This is a genomic window from Dehalococcoides mccartyi CG5 (assembly GCF_000830885.1).
GTDB classification, from domain to species: Bacteria; Chloroflexota; Dehalococcoidia; order Dehalococcoidales; family Dehalococcoidaceae; genus Dehalococcoides; species Dehalococcoides mccartyi_B.
In genome coordinates this window covers 1,137,159-1,154,378 of sequence record NZ_CP006951.1, presented here as the reverse complement: position 1 = coordinate 1,154,378, position 17,220 = coordinate 1,137,159, and the positions used below count along the sequence as shown (strand labels likewise).

Genomic DNA, 17,220 nt, shown 5'->3' with positions numbered 1-17,220 from the left:
GGTTTTACCCGCTTGCCAAAGACTGGCTGAGTTTAATCAAAGATTCTAGCTTATTAAGTGCCAGCCCGTTGTCAATTATTTCTGCGGCCAGAGAGATACCTTCGGCAATGGTGTCAATCTTGTCTGCCACCATCAGGGCGGCGGCCGCATTCAGCAGAACTACATCCCGTTTGGGCCCTTTTGCACCTGAGAGTATGGCCCGCAGGGTAAGTGCGTTTTCCTCTGCCGCACCCCCTTTGACAGCCTGAAGGGAAACCTGTTCTAAGCCCATTTCTCGGGGTGAAACCGTATGGCGAAATTTGATTATCTCTTTGTCTTTCAGTTCCCAGATAACAGAGTCTCCGCTGATAGACATTTCGTCCATGCCGTCCAGGCCGTGTACCACCAGAGCATGCTTGATATCCATGTGGCAGAGGGCTGAAATAATCTTGTCACCCAGCCCTATTTCAGGTACGCCGATAAGCTGGTACTGGGCACTGGCCGGGTTAGTCAGTGGACCTAAAATATTGAACACGGTGCGGATGCCTATTTCACGGCGGGAAGGGGCTACAAATTTCATGGCGGGATGAAAAACCGGGGCAAACATGAACCCGATACCTATTTGCTCTATACATATTTTTACCTGTTCGGCATTTAGATCTATTTTTATGCCCAGTGCTTCCAGCACATCGGCACTGCCGCACATACTGCTTGCCGCCCGGTTGCCGTGCTTGGCCACTTTTATGCCGGCTCCTGATATAACAAAGGCGGCGGTGGTAGAAATATTAAACGTGTTTATCCCGTCCCCGCCAATGCCCACTATGTCCAGTACCGGAGTGCTGGTGGATATACGGGTAGACTTTGCCCGCATGACATTTGCCAGACCGGCTATCTCTTCGGCGGTTTCACCCTTGACCCTGAGAGCAGTCAGGAATGCCCCAATCTGGGCAGGAGTAGTTTTTCCCTCCATGATTTCGTCCATGACTGAGGCAGACTGTTCAAGAGTCAGAGATTTACCCAGAACTAAAGACCCGATGGCTTCTTTAATCATTTATTTACTCTCTTTTACCTGATACAGGTGCATAGTATTTCAGAAAATTGCCCAAAATCTCCTTGCCGCATTCGGTTTTGAATGATTCGGGATGGAACTGTATGCCTTCAACCGGGTACTCTTTGTGCCTAAGCCCCATAATGGTGCCGTCATCTGTCCAGGCGGTTATTTCAAGACACTCCGGCAGGGTCGGTTTATCAACTATAAGGGAATGGTAACGTATGGCGGGAAACCCTTTGGGCAGACCTTTAAAAATACCCCGGTTGTTATGCTGTATCAGAGACTGTTTGCCGTGCATTATCCGGTCTGCCTGTCTGACAATCCCCCCGTAGGTATGCCCGATGCACTGGTGACCCAGACATATACCGAGGATCGGCAGTCTGGGGCCGAAATGGCGGATAATGTCATTGGACACCCCTGCCTGAAGGGGTGAAGATGGTCCGGGTGAAATCACGATATATTCAGGACCTAGGGCTTCTATGGCATCAAGGGTAACCTTGTTATTGCGGACTACCTTAACCTCCTGCCCCAGTTCGGAAAAATACTGAAAAAGGTTATAGGTAAAACTGTCGTAATTATCAATTAGTAATAACATGCGGTTTCTCCGATGCCTGATTTTCTGCCCTGTCCAGAGCTTTCAGCAAAGCCTGAGCTTTGTTTAATGTTTCCTGATACTCATGTTCGGGTACGCTGTCACTTACTATGCCGCAGCCTGCCTGGACATGGGCAATGCCTCCCTTGACAACCATGGTGCGTATGGCTATAGCCATGTCCATATTGCCCGAATAAGAAAAATATCCGACTGCCCCGGCATAAATGCCTCTCTTTTCGGTTTCCATTTCAGCTATTATTTCCATAGCCCGTATTTTAGGTGCGCCTGAGACTGTGCCTGCCGGGAAGCAGGATTGCAAAGCCTCAAACGGAGTAATGTTTGGTTTTAATTTGCCCTGAATGTGGGAAACCAGATGCATTACGTGGGAATAGCGTTCCACATCCATGACGTCGGTTATGCGGACTGTGCCCGGCTGGCTTATGCGCCCGATATCGTTTCGTCCCAAATCCACCAGCATGATATGTTCGGCACACTCTTTTTCGTCATGGCGGAGTTCCTGCTCAAGCCTGGCGTCTTCTTTCTGGGTTTTGCCCCGTTTTCTGGTGCCTGCCAGAGGGCGGGTCATAACCTCGCCGTCTTCCACCCGTACCAGTACCTCCGGCGAGGCGCCCACAATCTGGAAATCACCGAAATCCAGATAGTACATGTATGGTGAAGGGTTTACTGAACGCAAGGCACGGTAGATGTCAAAGGGATGGGCGGAGGTGGGTCTGGACAGACGCTGTGACAAAACTACCTGAATAGCTTCGCCTGAGTTAAGGTAATCTCTTATTTTGGATACCTTGCCCTCAAAATCCGCCTGTTTGAAATTGGATTTCATTTCGGGGATACTTGCGGCGGTAGATTTTGGGGAGGTTTCGGGCAACGGCTTTCTAAGGCGGTTAACCAGATTTTCTATATTCCGGATAGCCTGATTATATGACGTTTCAATATCCTGTTCGGTATGGACATAGCTTAGTACTTTTATGGAATGGCTGATGTGGTCAAAAACCAGCATGGTATCAACCAGCATGAAGACTGCTTCCGGAAGATTTAGGGGGTCAGCCGATGGCGAGGGCAACTCCTCAAAGCGGGTAACTGCCTCGTAGCCCAGAAAACCCACCGCCCCGCCGCAGAAACGGGGCAAATCCCCCACCGGTACTACCCGGTATTTGTTTAGTTCATTTTCAACTTGGGTTAGAGGAGGAACGGTATCTGTCTGATAGGCTGTAAGCACTTTATAGGGGTTGGTGCCGATGAAACTATATCGGGCTACGCGCTCCCCGCCTTCCACACTTTCCAGCAGAAAAGAATGTTGGCTGTCTTTGATTTTCAGAAAAGCGGAAACCGGGGTTTCAAGGTCGGCCATAATCTCACAAGAGATGGGTATCAGGTTGCCCTGTGCGGCCAGTTTTTTTACTTCGGCTAAAGATGGGTAATACATTTTAACGGGCACCTCGCAAAAAAATAAATCCCTCGTCCTTTTTAGGGGCGAGGGATTAACCTTCGCGGTGCCACCCTAATTATCCCTGCAAAAAATACAGGAATATCTTTTTTCGGGTGCGGCCCGGATTTCTCAGAGCGATACCCTAGGCTTTGATAACGGTGCCCTTCCGTCAAAACCTACTCAAGTTTCCTTTTTCGGCCTGCGACTCCTGAGTCCATTCAGTTCTATGCGCTAGCACCGGCTCTCACCTTGCCCGGCTCTCTGAGCTTCGCTTTAGACCTACTAATCTCATTCCTAGTCTGTAAAACAATATTACAATATAAAAAATGTCTTTGTCAATGTTATCTTGGTTACGTTATTGCCGGAGTTTCTTGCGGGACTGGCTAAGCGGGAGGGTTTAACTTTTTACTATTTTTTATTTTTGTTGATGTAAATTGTTAAAGCTTTTGCAGATAAATTTAAGACATAGAGTAAGGAAATTGCCACCATAATGCCCAGTATTGCTAAAATAAAACCCAGTGTGTCCATAATCAAATTCTCTCCTGTTATCTGAATAATGCCTGATATACCGGTGAAATTATAACACCAGTTATACGTATAACGATACTTCATCTCAGTTTTAGCAGATAACAATTCATGTATAGTAGCCGGTGACAGTTGTTTAGTGCCATTTATAAAAACAGCCCCCGTGACAGTTAAGTCAAAGGGGCTTTTTCACGTTCAAAAAATGGTGGGCGGTATAGGATTCGAACCTATGACCCCCTGCGTGTAAAGCAGGTGCTCTAACCAGCTGAGCTAACCGCCCGAAAGAAATATGGCGCGCTTGGTGGGACTCGAACCCACGACCTCAGCCTTCGCAGGGCTGCGCTCTAATCCAACTGAGCTACAAGCGCCGGTATGGTGCCGAAGGAGAGATTTGAACTCTCACACCTATTACAGGTACTACGCCCTGAACGTAGCGCGTCTGCCGTTCCGCCACTTCGGCCTGTCAAGTCACCAGTTGATCAGGGTTATCTGGACAACTTAAGCCGCTAGATTATACTTATTGGGATAGACTAGTGTCAATCCAGCTTCAGGAGTATCTGCTTTTAGCGGCAGGATTTATTTTGAAAATTTTAGAGTCTTGGACAATATTTAGTTTTTAAACTGTTATTGAGGCCAACTACATCTGGGATATATAGTTATGTCAGGTAAGCGTTGACTTTAAGCTCTTTTGACGATACAATTTTAGTAGGAGATAAAAATGCCAATTTACGAATATGTATGCCCAAAATGCAAAACCAGATTTGAAGACATCCGCTCTACCAGCAAGGCTGATGAGGAAGCTCTTTGCCCTGAATGCAAAACTCCCTCTGCCAGAGGCGTTTCAGGTTTTGCCTGCCGAGGTACCGGTTCCTGCGGAAGCGGCGGCGGTTCCTGTTCAAGCGGTTCTTGTTCCAGCTGTTCCGGCTGCCACTAAATTCGGTTGATGAAACTGTGTTTCGTTAAAGCTGACCGGCAAATGCCGACATAATTCATCTGCCTATCCCAGCCAGCAATGTATTGTGTCGGTTTTTGTTTTTAGTAAAAGATCCGGATTTTCTATTGCCTTTACTCTGTACGGTGCTTAAGCGGGTATTTATTTAGCTTGCGGTTGGCAGGTACTTTTTATAAGCGGCTATCTGCAAGTTCCGTTTATCGTTATAAGATAGAGGGAAACAGATATGTCTGAAAATTACTCTGCCGCTGGTGCACCGGATGTCTTTGAGCTTTCAGAGTGTTTCAGACTGTCTTCAGGTGTGTTTCCCGGAAAGGTAAAGGATAAAATATGCGCAAGAGAGTCTTAACTATATTTGCCGGTTTGCTGATGCTAGGTTTACCCCTTTCGGCCTGTTCCGTTGACACTCCTACGGCAGGGCTTGACCAGTCTATCTCTTTCCCCCCTGGACAGAGTTGTGCCATAGCCGGCGAAGATCTGATTATCAAATTCGTAGGGGTAGTATCCGACAGCCGTTGCCCCGAGGGTGTCCAGTGTATCTGGGCGGGTGAAGTGATGGTTCAGTTGGAGATTAACTCTGGCGGCGAAAAGACCAAGTTTTACATGGTTAAAAGAGGTGCCGGAGGAGATGCGGTAGCTGATTTCGGCATTTATAAATTCAGCTTTAACGTTACTCCCTACCCTGCAGCTGGTACAGAAATTACCAAAGACCAGTACCGCCTGTTGCTGACTGTCAGTAAGGCATAGTAAGCTAGAACTGAAGTTCTGTATTGTTTATCACAGGTGTGCAATGTAGCATCTTGAAAAGAAGCGGCGGGGTTTACCGCCGTTTGGCTATTAAAAAGGCAGGTCACTTCTGGCAGGTTTTCTTAGTAGCCAACCGCCGGCCATAAGACTGACTGCCAATACCCCGATTGAAATGCCCAGCACAAGGGTGCTGTCTTCCCAGAACCCTCTGGGGAAAAACATTACCAGATAGTCTTTGGCGGGGTCTAACAACCAGAAGGCATTGCTGAAACCAAGCAGGTGCAACCGGGTGAAGAAAGTCTGGAAATCCAGCATGGCTATAAGCCCGATGCCGCCTAATAACAAAAGGCTGAACATTCCCCCCTGAATAAGCACTATGCCGGCTTCTTTTACCCGCCCGGCCTGTTTTTTCAAGTATAGGTAAAGGAAAAATCCTCCGCCAAGTAATAGGCAGATGCCCAGAGCCAGATAATTCAGGCGGACAAGCCCCTTTACATCTTTTAAGTGCAGTATTTCCCGTTCTTTAAATACGGTTACGTCTACCCCGTCTTTTTCCAGCTGCAGGTCTATATATTCCTCGCCGTTGTTAAAGTAACTGATAAGGGTAGATGCGGCTGTTTCCAGCTGGACGGGGGTAAAGCCGGTTTTCTGGCTGATTTCGTACTTTTCAAAACCCTTTTCATACAGCCATTGGCAGTTTATAAGTATACTCAGGGTCAGGGTGAGTATTATCAGTGGGATAAGGAGTATGGCTAAGGTTTTCCAGACATTATATAAAAATCTTTTCAATTCTGGTTTCATGGCTGTATTTTACACTCTTATCTGCGAAAAATGCACCTTCAAACCTTGAGGTTGTCTGTTTGAGGTTGTTTTAAGCCTTGAAATGCCTTCTCACCTGCATACCTCAAATGGCAGGGCTGTGTTATAATCTGCCCTTAGGAAAAGCTATGTTTTGTCATCTTCATGTCCACACCGAATTCAGCCTGCTGGACGGCATGTGCCGTATTTCCCAGCTGGTAGTCCGCGCCAAGGAACTTGGCATGGAGGCACTAGCTATTACTGACCACGGCACTATGCATGGCATTCCCCGTTTTTACAAAGAAGCCAAAGAGGCAGGCATAAAACCCATACTGGGCAGCGAATTTTATCTGGCATATGGTGACCGCACCGCCAAAACTGCGGCAGACAAAAACTACTACCATCTGGTACTGCTGGCTAAAAATAACAAGGGCTACCATAACCTTATTCAGCTTAGCTCGCGTTCGCATCTGGAGGGCTTTTACTACAAACCCCGTATAGATAAAGAACTGCTTGAGAAATATTCAGAAGGGCTGGTTTGCCTTTCGGCCTGCCCGTCGGGTGAAGTACCCCGCCTGATACTGGAAAACCGCTATGATGAGGCCAGAGAAGCCGCCCTGTGGTACAAGAAAACTTTTGAAAACTACTATATAGAAATCCAGCGCCACCCCATGCCTGATTTGGAAAAGATAAACAGCGTCCTTATACCTATGGCACGGGAGCTGGATATTCCCTTGGTAGCTACCAACGATACCCACTATCTGGACAAGGAAGATGCCCCCTACCATGATTTGCTGCTTTGCATAGGCACAAATGCACTGGTCAGTGACGAAAAGCGGATGAAGATGGAGGGGGAATATTTTTACCTGAAATCCCCTCAGGAAATGGCGGAAGCCTATCAAGATATACCTGATGCAATTGAAAACACCGCCAAAATAGCTGAGATGTGCAATGTCAGCCTGGACTTCGGGCGTCTGCACCTGCCGGAGATAGATATACCCAAAGGCAAAACCCCTGATGAGTATCTGGCAGACTTGTGCTATGAAGGACTGCCAGTTTTTTACCCTGATGCCGGCCCGGAGATACTTGACCGCCTGAAGTACGAACTGGATGTTATCAAAACCACCGAGTTTGCCAATTACTTTCTGGTTACCTGGGATATCATCCGTTTTGTAAAAGAAAAAGGGTTGTATTATGGTGTCCGTGGCAGTGCCGCTTCGTCCATAGTGCTTTACTGTCTAGGCATAACCGCCCTTGACCCCATCAGATACAAACTGGTTTTTGAGCGTTTTCTGAATATTGAACGCAAGGAAATGCCTGATATTGATATGGACTTTCAGGATGACCGCCGCGAGGAGGTTATTGAATACGTTGTCGGCAAGTACGGGCGTGACCATGTTTCCCAGATTATTACCTTTGGTACGCTGGGGGCAAAAGCGGCCGTGCGGGATGTGGGACGGGCACTTGGCATGGCCTATGCCGATGTGGATAGGGTAGCCAAGGTTATACCTTTCTCCCCTCACATGACTCTGGACAAGGCTATGGAAGAAAGCTCCGAGCTCAAGGAAATGTACAATCAAGATGCCGTTGTCCGCAATCTGGTGGATGCCGCCCGCAAGGTGGAGGGTCTTTCCCGTCATGCTTCCACCCATGCTGCCGGCGTAGTCATTTCCAAAGACCCCTTGACAGACCATGTACCCCTGCAGCGCCTCAGCAAGGAGAATAATCTGGGGCTGGTCATGACCCAGTACACCATGGAAGACATAGCCAAAATAGGTTTGCTCAAGATGGACTTTCTGGGTTTGGTCAACCTGAATATACTGGGCAAGGCCTGTGCGGTAATCAAAGAATACACCGGACAGGATATCGACCCCTTGGCCATACCCCTTGACGACCAAAAGACCTTTGAACTGCTGGCAGCCGGCGAAACAGTGGGTGTTTTCCAGCTGGAAGGTACGGGTATGCGCCGCTATATCAAAGAACTGAAACCGACAGTGTTTTCGGATATTGGTGCTATGGTGGCTTTATACCGCCCCGGCCCTATGGAGCAGATACCCCGTTTTATCAAATCCAAGCATGGGCTTGAGCCTATCACCTATCCACACCCCGCACTTGAACCCCTGCTGGAAGAAACTTACGGGGTTATTGTCTATCAGGAGCAGGTTCTCTTCATAGCCCAGACCTTTTCCGGCTATACTCTGGGGCAGGCGGATATACTCCGCAAGGCCATGGGTAAAAAGATTGCCGCCGTTATGCAGAAGCAGAAAGCCAATTTTGTGGACGGGGCCATGAAAAACGGCTATACCCGTGAGATAGCCGATGAGGTATTTGCTCTGGTTGAACCTTTTGCCGGGTATGCCTTTAACAAGGCCCATGCTACCAGCTATGCCCTTATCGCCTATCAGACAGCCTACCTCAAGGCTAATTACCCAGTGGAATATATAACCGCTTATCTTCAGGCTTTTTGTGACGTGACCGAAAAGGTGGTAACCGCCGTTACCGAAGCCCGCCATATGGGGATAGAAGTATTGCCGCCGGATATTAACCGCAGCGGGGCTAATTTTGAGATAGAACAAGCCGAAGGCGGGGTTAAAAAAATCCGCTTCGGGCTGGCGGCTATCAAGAATGTGGGTGTGGCGGCAGTAGAGCCTATTGTGGCCGAAAGGAAAGCCAACGGGGACTATCTGTCTGTGGAGGATTTATGCCGCAGGGCCGAGGGTTCATCACTTAACAAGCGGGTGATGGAAAGTCTGGTTAAGGCTGGGGCTTTGGATAATATGGGTGACAGGGGAACTCTCTTTTTCAATTTGCCGAATATACTTTCATTGGCTCAGCGGGAGCAGAAGATGAAAGATTCAAACCAGACTACTATGTTTGACCTTTTCAGCCAGCAATCACCCGTACCCATGACTAATCTGGAGCTTGAAGAATCACCGGTTACCACCCGTGAAAAACTCCAGTGGGAAAAAGAGCTGGTAGGTATATTTATATCTGAGCATCCGTTTACCCCCTATGCCAGTTCGGCTTTGGAGGTAACTACCGCCCTGTGCGGCCAGATAGATGAGGAACTCCACAATCAGCTGGTTACAGTAGCGGGTATGGTGGCTTCGGTGCGGGTTTCGGCCACCCGCGAAGGCAAACCGTTTGTTATGGCCGAAATTGAAGATTTGGTAGGACGGGTGGAAATAGCCGCCTGGCCGAAAGTTTATAACGCAACCAAGGCCCTCTGGGAAGAGGGGAATATTCTTTTAGTGGAAGGTAAAGCTGTGGTTCGTGGAGACAGGGTATCAATTCATGCCGAAAAAGTAAGCCGGTACCAGCCGGAAACAGAGAAGAAAGCGGCACCGGTATTTATAAATGCCCCCCAGCCAAAGTCCGAGGAAAAAGAGCCTCCGGCTCCCCAACTGCAGCGTTTGGTGGTATGTATCCAGCAAACTGAAAATGAGGAACGGGATATTGACTGTCTGAATGAGGTAGTGGAAACCCTGCGGCAATATACGGGTGAAACCGAAGTACGGTTGTGCGTGGTCAACCACGAGAGGGTTTTCATATTGAAAATGCCTGATATCTGGGTATACTATTGTCCGGAGCTAAAAAATAAGCTTGCTGCCCTGGTGGGCAGTGCCAATGTGAGGTTGGAGAATAATGCCCCAAGCGGATAAACTGGAACTGGCGGGCATAGCCCCGAACCAGATAATAGCTGAGATGTGGCAGGGTTTTCTGGAGGGGGAGGGTATTCCGTCCACTCTGGGAGCCCAGCATGTATTTTCGTATCTGGGGGTGACCATGTTGCCGGTAAGTCTGTATGTTTTAAAGGAACACCTTACTCAGGCCAAAGAAATATTGGCGGATTTGCAGATACAGAATGAAGAACCGGATGAGTCTGCCGAATAAGACCGATGAGACCCCCTCCTCCAATCCCCCGGCTAACCCTAATGAAGGGCACCGCCAGCGTTTGCGTGAGCGTTTTTTAAAGGCCGGTCTGGACGGGCTGAATGATTATGAAGTGGTGGAGCTACTGCTTACTTTAGGAACTCCCCGCCGTGATTGCAAACAGGCCGCCAAAGAGGCTATCAAAAACTTCGGCAGTCTGAGGGCTGTGCTGGAGGCCTCACCTGAAGAACTCTCAGGCATAAAGGGCATTGGGGCGGTCAATTCGGTGGCTATCAAACTTATTAAAGAAGTATCCCAGCGTTACCTGAAAGATGGCATTATTGAAAAACCGGTCTGCAATACTGCCCAGCAGGTGTTTGACTACCTTTACTGTGCCATGCGGGGTCTTAAAAAAGAGGTTTTCAAGGTAATTTATCTGGACAGCCAGCACAGGGTGCTGGACGTGGCAGACCTTTTTTGCGGAACGGTGGCCAGCGGTTGCATAGTCCCCCGTGAGGTGATTGCGGCCGCTATTTCCAAAAATGCCTCCGCCCTTATTTTTGTCCACAACCATCCCTCCGGCAAGACCGAGCCTTCACAGGCAGATAAAGACGTAACCCGTGAACTGGTATATGCTGCCATGGTGATGAAAATACGGGCTTTAGACCATATTATCATCGGGGATAACTGTTATTTTAGTTTTGCCGCCGCCGGTATTATGGGTGAGTATGAAACAGGTTTTCTGAATTTGAAACTGAAGCATGTTTCCGAGGCCAGACGCCATATATACCGGGCAGAACTGTTCGGGGGAAACCCGGAGTAGATGAGCCTGATGGAGTGAAATTATGAAGAAATTTGCGGGTTTGATACTTAGTCTGGTTTGCGCTTTCAGTTTGGCTTTTTCCGGTTGCAGTGCTCAGGTAAAAACTTATACCGCCGATGATACCCTGATAGAGTGCCATACCGGTGACGAATTTATAGTAGCCCTGCCGTCTAATCCCAGCACCGGGTATAGCTGGGATTTTGAATCGGTCAGTTCTAAAATATATCTGGTTGAAAAAACCTATACGCCTGATAATGCTGATGCTGCTCTGGTCGGAAGCGGCGGAACCGAATATTTCCGCTTCAGGGCTTTGGATAAAGAACAGACCGAACTCTGGTTTTACTATTCCCGTCCGTGGGATGCTGTACCTCTGGAAACGTTAGTTATAAATCTGAAGGTTTCCTAGCTTCCAGTGTAAGCAGCCAGCATTTTATATTTATCCCGCCGTTAAAACCGCCTGTTTTGCCGCTACCGGCAATTATCCTGTGGCAGGGTACTATGAGGGGCACGGGATTTTTATGGAGAGCTTGCCCCACTGCTCTGGCAGCTTTGGGGTAGCCTATCTGGCGGGCAATCTGGCCGTAACTGGCGGTTTGTCCGTAGGGTATCTGGGCGCAGGCCTGAAACACCAGTGATTCAAAGGGTGTATACCCGCCAAGGTCAAGGCTGAACGGGAAATCCGTGCTGATTCCCTTGAAATAGCTTTCAAGTTTAGTTGCCAGAGAGCTGACTAGATTGTCAGTCCGGGTAGCACCCGGCGGCGGTTTCAGTTGCCCCAGTGCTTCGGCTTGACCGGGCTGAGGCAGGGTAAGGCGGCAGATTCCTTCCGTAGATGCCATTACCCCAACCCAACCTGGTTGGATTTTAAAAATATCCCAGCGGATATCGGAATCAGTTTCAGCCCTTCTGACGGCTGTGTCAAGGCTCTTTAGTGCAACTCTACTCAAAAGCTGTTATCCACCTCTTAAATTTGACCCTGCAGTCTCCTGAGTGTATCAGGGCTGGTGGTCGGGCATTAAAAACTATTCGGGTACAGGCTCTACCAGCTCAAATTTGCCGTCAGCAAAGCGGCGAAGCAGATTTACCCGTTTGGTATCCGGACCTAAAAAGAGCAGATATTCCTCTCCGGATAAATTCAGCTGATTTACGGCTTCTTCCACGGTCATGGGTTTTGCCTCTTGTTGGCGTTTTCGGATTAAAGGCTCACGTGGAGGAGAAGACACCTTTGGCTGGCTGAGACGTATGCTTTCGCGGTTGCGTACTTTTTCTTCCATTTTGCCTTTGGCATGGTCAATCTGCTGGTTAAGCACTTTCACCGCCTGGTCGGCGGCGGTCAGCAGGTTTTCGGCTCGTTCTTCAGCGTAAAGTACGTCTGTACCGGTATGCAGAGTAGCTTTAAGGATAAAATGGTCAGCCTGGGAACGGGTTTGTTCCTCGTCAAGCTCAATCTTGAACTCGGAAATCTGGGGGAGCATGCGGGTTATCCGTCCCATTTTGCGTTGGATATAACTGCGGGTACGGTTGTCCAGGCGGCAATTCTTGGTGGTAATCTGAATCTCCATACTCTACACTCCTCTATCTTTCTCTGGCTATGGTCAGCCCCCATACACTGAGGGCACCAGCCTCTTTAAGAGTGGCGGCGCAGGCATTCAGGGTAGCGCCTGTGGTTGCTACATCATCTATTATAATCACCCTGGGGGCGGTTGTCGTGGGGTATTTGAAAATAAAGGCGTTGTTTACGTTTGCCAAACGTTCAATGCGGTTTTGGGTGCGTGCCTGAGAAGCAGTTGCCAGAGAACGCTCAAGCCATTTGTCGGCTAATTCTATACCTGTTTGGCGGCAAAGTTCCCTTGCCAGCAGGAGAGACTGGTTATAGCCGCGGTATTTCAAACGGCTGGGGTGGAGAGGCACAGGTACAATAATATCAGCCGGCATAGGGTTTTGTTTAAGGTAGTCTGCCATAAAAGTGCCCAGTAACGGAGCAACCGAACGCAGGTTGTGGTATTTGAGGGAATAAATGGCTTGGGCAATACCGCCTTCAAAGTTGAAAACTGAACGCAGCCCGTCCAGATGGATTTTGCCGGAAAGGCACATAGGGCAAACCCCGTCATTTGATACATGATGACCGCAGAGTGAACAGACCGGAGGGGAGATATAGCTGAGACCGGCATGGCATTTGGCACAGAACAGCTTGCCTTCTTTCCCGCAAACCAGACACTGCTGGGGAAAGACCAGATCCAGCAATGTATCTTTAAAGGATTGATGCAAAAACGCCATCAGTTTGCCCCCAGGCAGATTAGATTGGCTTTTACCGGCCTAATGCTGGCGGTTGTTGCCGTTTATGATAGGTTCGTTAATATATATATCCCCGTTGCGGATTTTGAGGTTGAAGCCGCAACCGGGGTTAGAGCAGACCCAAGCTTTGTAATGGATGGATGCACCCTGACTGCCAAAGTCTGACAGGGGCAGCAGATCACCCTGATTGCATTTTAAACATTTCGGAAAACTTGTATTCTCCACGAAGTTACCTCCCGGCTGAGACCTTGTTTCAAGTTGATTGAGTATACTCCAAGAGGTTTTTCCTGACAAGACTAGGCAAGGCTGATTTGGGCCAGTCTGGTATATAACGGTCCGGCGGGTAAAAGCTGGCTTTTAAACAAACAGATATGGCTGGCGTGTAAGCTGGTTTGGGGGATAGGGGGTGCGGATTTGAGTATTTTGGCAGTGGTTTCTATATCATTTCTACCGGCATTCTCCCTAAGACGCCCAAGGGTCAAGTGAGGAGCAAATTCCCGTGTATCTGTTGGAAATCCCAGCCGGGAAATATTTTTCTCAACTTCGGCGAAGGTGGTTTGCAGTTTATCGGTCTCACCTTCCAGCCCCAGCCAGATAACCTTCGGGTTTGAAAGTGAAGGGAAAGCCCCTATTCGGGTGGTTGATAGGGTAAAGGCAGGGCAGGCCAGTGCGGCTTTCTCCATGCCCTGTACGATACTCTCAATCTGGCTTAGCGGGGTATCCCCCAGAAATTTGAGAGTCAGGTGGATAGACTCGGGTTTTACCCATTTAATAGCTTGAGAGGGTATAGGCAGCGAATTCTGGATACCGCCGAGTGTGGTTTTAAGCTCAGGTGACAGTTCTATGGCGATGAAAGTGCGGATAAGTCCTTCAGCCAAGACCCGTTTCCCCTTTGTTTAACCAGTCAAGTGCGTTTTGCCGCAGTATCTTTGCCTGTATATCAGTCTCAAGCCGTCCATCTAGTAGGTGTTTTAAGGTGCGGTCATAAGGCATGAGGGGGTAATCACTGCCGAAAAGGAGTTTAGTCTCTCCGGCCAGTTTTATCACCTGCTGATAAATTTCAGGGTTGTACAGGAAAGGGGCGGCCGCGGTGTCATAGGCGGTGTTTGAAAGCACCTTGGCGGCTTCCGGCATAAGGTGGTAAAAGGGCATGCCCCCGCCCAGATGGGCCAGTACCAGTTTAAGCTTGGGGTATCGGGAAATAAACGGGTAAAACCTTTCCGGAGTGGCAAGACCCTTTCCGGGATAGATATGCCCCAGCGGTTCTGAAGCATGAAACAGGCAAACCAAGCCCTTCTGTGCTATACGCTCAAACAAGGGTTGATATGGCGGAAGAGCCAGTTCTTCCGGCCGTTCGGTACGGAGTTCGCCTATACCCTTTGCCCCCAGACTGAGGCAGCGTTCCAGCTCATTAAGGCTGGCAGACGGGTTTGAAATGGGTAAAGCACAAAACGGAATAATCCTTTCAGGGTAACGGCGGGCAGATTCCAGCAGGTAGTTATTGGTAAATGTACACAGTTCATCTGAATCCCAGCTGATATTCAGTGCCACTGCCCTATCCACGCCGGCTTCATTCAGTGCCGCTACCAACTCGTCTGCGGTTATCATTTTGGCTTTGAGGTTTGAATAAAGCAGCCCCATGCAGCTGTCCCGGCAGGTGTATTCCTGCCGGGCTGCAATGATTTCGGGAGGGAAAATATGGGTATGAAAATCTATTATCATGAAGGACGGATAACTATTCCTTTTCAGTGCTTTCTTTTTCTTCAATATGGGCTACAGGTTTCTCCACAGATTCCTCAGCCGGGTTGACTGCCACCGTGGTTTCTACCTTGAGGTGGACTTCGCTTACCTTGGCTACCAGAAGGTCAGCCTCGTTCAGGATTTTGGCTCCGCCGGGCAGGATGATATCTTTTATGTAAAGGTCTTTCTCCAGAGTGTCAAACTGGGAGAGGTCAATATGTATTTCTGGCGGAAGGTCATCCGGCAGGGCTTCAACAGTAAGGTGCGTAAAGGGGGCTATCAGTTTGTGTCCTTTTTCTTTGAGCAGGGATGATTCACCGCTGAAGTGGATGGGTATTTCCGCCGTTACTTTTTCTTTCAGATTTATCTGGTAAAAATCTACATGCTCAAGGTAACCTTTTATAGGGTTGCGCTGAATTTCACGGATAAATACTTTGCGGGTTTTTTTGTCTGTGTCCAGCTTGATATTCACCAGATGTGAACTGCCGGCCCGGTTGATGGTTGATTCAAGTTCCAGTGTGTCGGCTTGAAGTGCCAGTGATTTCAGTCCGTGCCCGAAGATATGGACAGGGGTTAGCCCTTGGGCTCTGATGAGTTTGTTCTTGTTGCCAAAAACCTGTCTGGGTTTAAGTGCCAGGCTGATACCAGTCATTTAGTGCCTCCTTCAAATCAGATAAATCTGTTTATCTGTTGCTGTGAGAAAATCCGGGTATCGCTTTGGTTACTCCTTTGTCAAAGGTTAACGGGTGATAGATGATGTGCTGTCTAAGCTAATTTTATTCCTTCCCTTGACAGTGATTTAAAACTGTCAAAAGCTGTCCAGGGGTCAGACAAGCCCCCATTCATGATAGGCTTGCTGGATTACCGTCAAGTATTCGGCGGAGGGTTTGGCCTCGTCATCAGAGCGGCGGCGGGTATGAGTAAAGGCTTCCAAAAGACTCCCGTCTTCGTTATGGACATTTACTTTTATCCGTTCGCTGTTAGCCGGATATTCCTCATGGGCGTCCAGTTTGCGCAGTCCGGATTCGCTTATCTCGTAAAGTCCTCCTTTAGCCCTGTCACCGCGGGAAGGTTTGATGCTGGCCAGTGCCCCGTGCCACTTGCGTGAATAACCCAGAAAAACCAGCCTGTAGTTAGCCAGCGTGGCACTCTGTTTTGGGGTGGCATCCGGGCAGATTTCCTTCATCTGTTTTCGGCTGAGGCTCTGTCCGTATGCAAAATACAGCATGTCACTCTCCTGTCCGGTATTTAGATTATACCATTATAGCTGTTTGTTAAAGGGCTTTAAATGGGGGTTATGAATGATATAACGGGGGATATTTGGGCGGTAGTGTCCGTAGCCTGCTTTGGAGCAATTTGACTTATGGACTGATTCCGTTTATATTTGGGCAAAATGCGGGTTTGTCTGGAGAAGCCATGAAGGCGGCTGAAGAACCAATTTTGATAGAGGTATTGACCCGTCTGAATGAATACGGGCCGGATGACCTTTTTATCTGTTGCGCCAGTTTTGAGGAACGGTGTGTAGCTTCTATCCAGCGGATGAGCCCGAATTTCCGGGCACGATATTCCATTATCTTTGTGATTGAAGAACCCCGCCATGAAGAATTAGTAGAAGTTAACCTTGCCAAAATACAGTCTATCCTCTCACGGAAGACAGCCGAGGGTTTATTTGTTATCCGTTGTCAGCGCGAAGATCCGGTTGACGGTATTGGTCAGTTAAAAAGTATCTGGCACAGGTGCAAACCCAAAGATTCCGAAGAGCCTTTTATAACCGTGGACATTTCTGGTTTTACCAAGGTGTATCTGCTGGGGCTTTTGCATTATCTGGTAGCGGAGACTAATCTGGGATTGCCCCGTATGATTCATACCACCCAGTCCTACTCCCCCACCCGTTTGACTCAGGGTGTCCAGCAGATAAGTACGGTTACAAATTACTTCGGAAATATATCTCTGGAAAAAGACAATGTTCTGGTGCTTTTCTTGGGTTTTGAACCCGAACGGGCACTTTCGGTCTGGAAGCAGTTTAATCCCACCCGCACCATTGCCCTTATAACCGCTCCCCGGGACAGTAACCTTGAATACCTGAAGTATGCTGAAAAAAACAATGAGTACCTGCTTTCCCAGCCCTCGGTGGAGGTGCGGCAGGCTCCGGCGGACAACCCATGGGCAGTCCGCAATATACTTGAGTCTATTTATGATGAAGTAAAGACCACCTACAACATGGTGATAGGGCCGTTCGGCACTAAACCGCAGGTGGTGGGCGTTTTCCTTTTCTGGCTGGAACACCCCAAGGTTCAAATAGTGTATTCATTCCCCCAGGAATACACCAAGTCATATCTTAACCGCAAACCCGGTCAAACTTATCTGCTGCCTTTGTCTCTGAGCTCCAAGTAATTTA

The 17,220-nt window shown here is 48.6% G+C and carries 19 protein-coding genes, 3 tRNA genes and 1 other annotated feature; of the genes, 7 read left to right on the top strand and 15 right to left on the bottom strand.

The window, feature by feature from the left end:
- Window positions 1–4: 4 nt before the first annotated feature.
- The 6 genes from trpD to X794_RS06135 all read right to left on the bottom strand — a co-directional run bounded on the left by trpD (window position 5) and on the right by X794_RS06135 (window position 4,054).
- Complete coding sequence (gene trpD / locus X794_RS06165; protein ID WP_010937160.1) at window positions 5–1,030, bottom strand: anthranilate phosphoribosyltransferase; 1,026 nt, start codon at window positions 1,028–1,030, stop codon at window positions 5–7.
- Between the two features lie 4 nt (window positions 1,031–1,034).
- Window positions 1,035–1,625 (bottom strand): anthranilate synthase component II, encoded by a 591-nt coding sequence (locus X794_RS06160; RefSeq protein WP_011309822.1) that lies wholly within the window; start codon window positions 1,623–1,625, stop codon window positions 1,035–1,037.
- Window positions 1,609–3,066 (bottom strand): anthranilate synthase component I, encoded by a 1,458-nt coding sequence (trpE, locus tag X794_RS06155; RefSeq protein WP_041344582.1) that lies wholly within the window; start codon window positions 3,064–3,066, stop codon window positions 1,609–1,611. Before trpE ends, X794_RS06160 begins: the two co-directional genes overlap by 17 nt.
- A gap of 40 nt (window positions 3,067–3,106) precedes the next feature.
- Window positions 3,107–3,374 (bottom strand) — a binding site (T-box leader).
- 423 nt (window positions 3,375–3,797) lie between these two features.
- Window positions 3,798–3,874, bottom strand: a tRNA-Val gene (locus X794_RS06145).
- Window positions 3,875–3,884: 10 nt separating this feature from the next.
- Window positions 3,885–3,962 (bottom strand) — tRNA-Arg (locus X794_RS06140).
- A 5-nt stretch (window positions 3,963–3,967) separates the two neighbouring features.
- A tRNA-Leu gene (locus X794_RS06135) sits at window positions 3,968–4,054 on the bottom strand.
- 258 nt (window positions 4,055–4,312) lie between these two features.
- Between X794_RS06135 and X794_RS06130 the strand changes: the two genes are divergently transcribed.
- Both X794_RS06130 and X794_RS06125 read left to right on the top strand, forming a co-directional pair.
- On the top strand, window positions 4,313–4,528 hold the full coding sequence (locus X794_RS06130) for an FmdB family zinc ribbon protein (protein ID WP_010937148.1): 216 nt from the start codon (window positions 4,313–4,315) through the stop codon (window positions 4,526–4,528).
- A 348-nt stretch (window positions 4,529–4,876) separates the two neighbouring features.
- Window positions 4,877–5,293: a hypothetical protein gene (locus X794_RS06125; protein WP_011309818.1), complete on the top strand. Its 417-nt coding sequence runs from the start codon at window positions 4,877–4,879 to the stop codon at window positions 5,291–5,293.
- 90 nt (window positions 5,294–5,383) lie between these two features.
- Here the strand turns inward: X794_RS06125 and X794_RS06120 are convergent, their stop codons facing one another.
- A complete protein-coding gene (locus X794_RS06120; protein ID WP_041344581.1) occupies window positions 5,384–6,094 on the bottom strand; it encodes a TIGR01906 family membrane protein in 711 nt (236 codons plus the stop codon).
- Window positions 6,095–6,240: 146 nt separating this feature from the next.
- Between X794_RS06120 and X794_RS06115 the strand changes: the two genes are divergently transcribed.
- Genes X794_RS06115 through X794_RS06100 form a run of 4 tightly spaced genes read left to right on the top strand, consistent with a single transcriptional unit; the run spans window position 6,241 to window position 11,193 of the window.
- Window positions 6,241–9,753, top strand: coding sequence for a DNA polymerase III subunit alpha (locus tag X794_RS06115; protein ID WP_011309816.1), 3,513 nt, complete (start codon window positions 6,241–6,243; stop codon window positions 9,751–9,753).
- On the top strand, window positions 9,737–9,985 hold the full coding sequence (locus X794_RS06110; protein WP_011309815.1) for a putative signal transducing protein: 249 nt from the start codon (window positions 9,737–9,739) through the stop codon (window positions 9,983–9,985). Before X794_RS06115 ends, X794_RS06110 begins: the two co-directional genes overlap by 17 nt.
- Complete coding sequence (gene radC / locus X794_RS06105; RefSeq protein WP_011309814.1) at window positions 9,969–10,787, top strand: RadC family protein; 819 nt, start codon at window positions 9,969–9,971, stop codon at window positions 10,785–10,787. Before X794_RS06110 ends, radC begins: the two co-directional genes overlap by 17 nt.
- Before the next feature lie 22 nt (window positions 10,788–10,809).
- The gene (locus tag X794_RS06100; RefSeq protein ID WP_034376233.1) at window positions 10,810–11,193 is read left to right on the top strand and encodes a protease inhibitor I42 family protein; all 384 of its coding nucleotides are present in this window, start codon (window positions 10,810–10,812) and stop codon (window positions 11,191–11,193) included.
- Here X794_RS06100 and X794_RS06095 read toward each other — a convergent pair.
- The 8 genes from X794_RS06095 to X794_RS06060 all read right to left on the bottom strand — a co-directional run bounded on the left by X794_RS06095 (window position 11,171) and on the right by X794_RS06060 (window position 16,050).
- Complete coding sequence (locus X794_RS06095; RefSeq protein ID WP_034376236.1) at window positions 11,171–11,734, bottom strand: methylated-DNA--[protein]-cysteine S-methyltransferase; 564 nt, start codon at window positions 11,732–11,734, stop codon at window positions 11,171–11,173. The two genes, X794_RS06100 and X794_RS06095, sit on opposite strands and share 23 nt — an antisense overlap.
- 75 nt (window positions 11,735–11,809) lie before the next feature.
- Complete coding sequence (hpf, locus tag X794_RS06090) at window positions 11,810–12,349, bottom strand: ribosome hibernation-promoting factor, HPF/YfiA family (RefSeq protein ID WP_011309811.1); 540 nt, start codon at window positions 12,347–12,349, stop codon at window positions 11,810–11,812.
- Window positions 12,350–12,362: 13 nt separating this feature from the next.
- A complete protein-coding gene (locus X794_RS06085; protein WP_015407250.1) occupies window positions 12,363–13,064 on the bottom strand; it encodes a ComF family protein in 702 nt (233 codons plus the stop codon).
- Window positions 13,065–13,103: 39 nt separating this feature from the next.
- Window positions 13,104–13,307 (bottom strand): hypothetical protein, encoded by a 204-nt coding sequence (locus X794_RS06080; RefSeq protein WP_011309809.1) that lies wholly within the window; start codon window positions 13,305–13,307, stop codon window positions 13,104–13,106.
- A 71-nt stretch (window positions 13,308–13,378) separates the two neighbouring features.
- Window positions 13,379–13,960: an RNA 2',3'-cyclic phosphodiesterase gene (gene thpR / locus X794_RS06075; protein ID WP_012034184.1), complete on the bottom strand. Its 582-nt coding sequence runs from the start codon at window positions 13,958–13,960 to the stop codon at window positions 13,379–13,381.
- A complete protein-coding gene (locus X794_RS06070) occupies window positions 13,953–14,804 on the bottom strand; it encodes an amidohydrolase family protein (RefSeq protein ID WP_034376239.1) in 852 nt (283 codons plus the stop codon). Before X794_RS06070 ends, thpR begins: the two co-directional genes overlap by 8 nt.
- A gap of 13 nt (window positions 14,805–14,817) precedes the next feature.
- Complete coding sequence (locus tag X794_RS06065; protein ID WP_015407247.1) at window positions 14,818–15,474, bottom strand: 50S ribosomal protein L25/general stress protein Ctc; 657 nt, start codon at window positions 15,472–15,474, stop codon at window positions 14,818–14,820.
- A 174-nt stretch (window positions 15,475–15,648) separates the two neighbouring features.
- Entirely contained in the window at window positions 15,649–16,050 is a 402-nt protein-coding gene (locus X794_RS06060) for a gamma-glutamylcyclotransferase family protein (protein ID WP_011309805.1), read from the bottom strand.
- A 188-nt stretch (window positions 16,051–16,238) separates the two neighbouring features.
- Between X794_RS06060 and X794_RS06055 the strand changes: the two genes are divergently transcribed.
- On the top strand, window positions 16,239–17,216 hold the full coding sequence (locus tag X794_RS06055; protein ID WP_011309804.1) for a hypothetical protein: 978 nt from the start codon (window positions 16,239–16,241) through the stop codon (window positions 17,214–17,216).
- The last annotated feature ends 4 nt before the right edge of the window (window positions 17,217–17,220 follow it).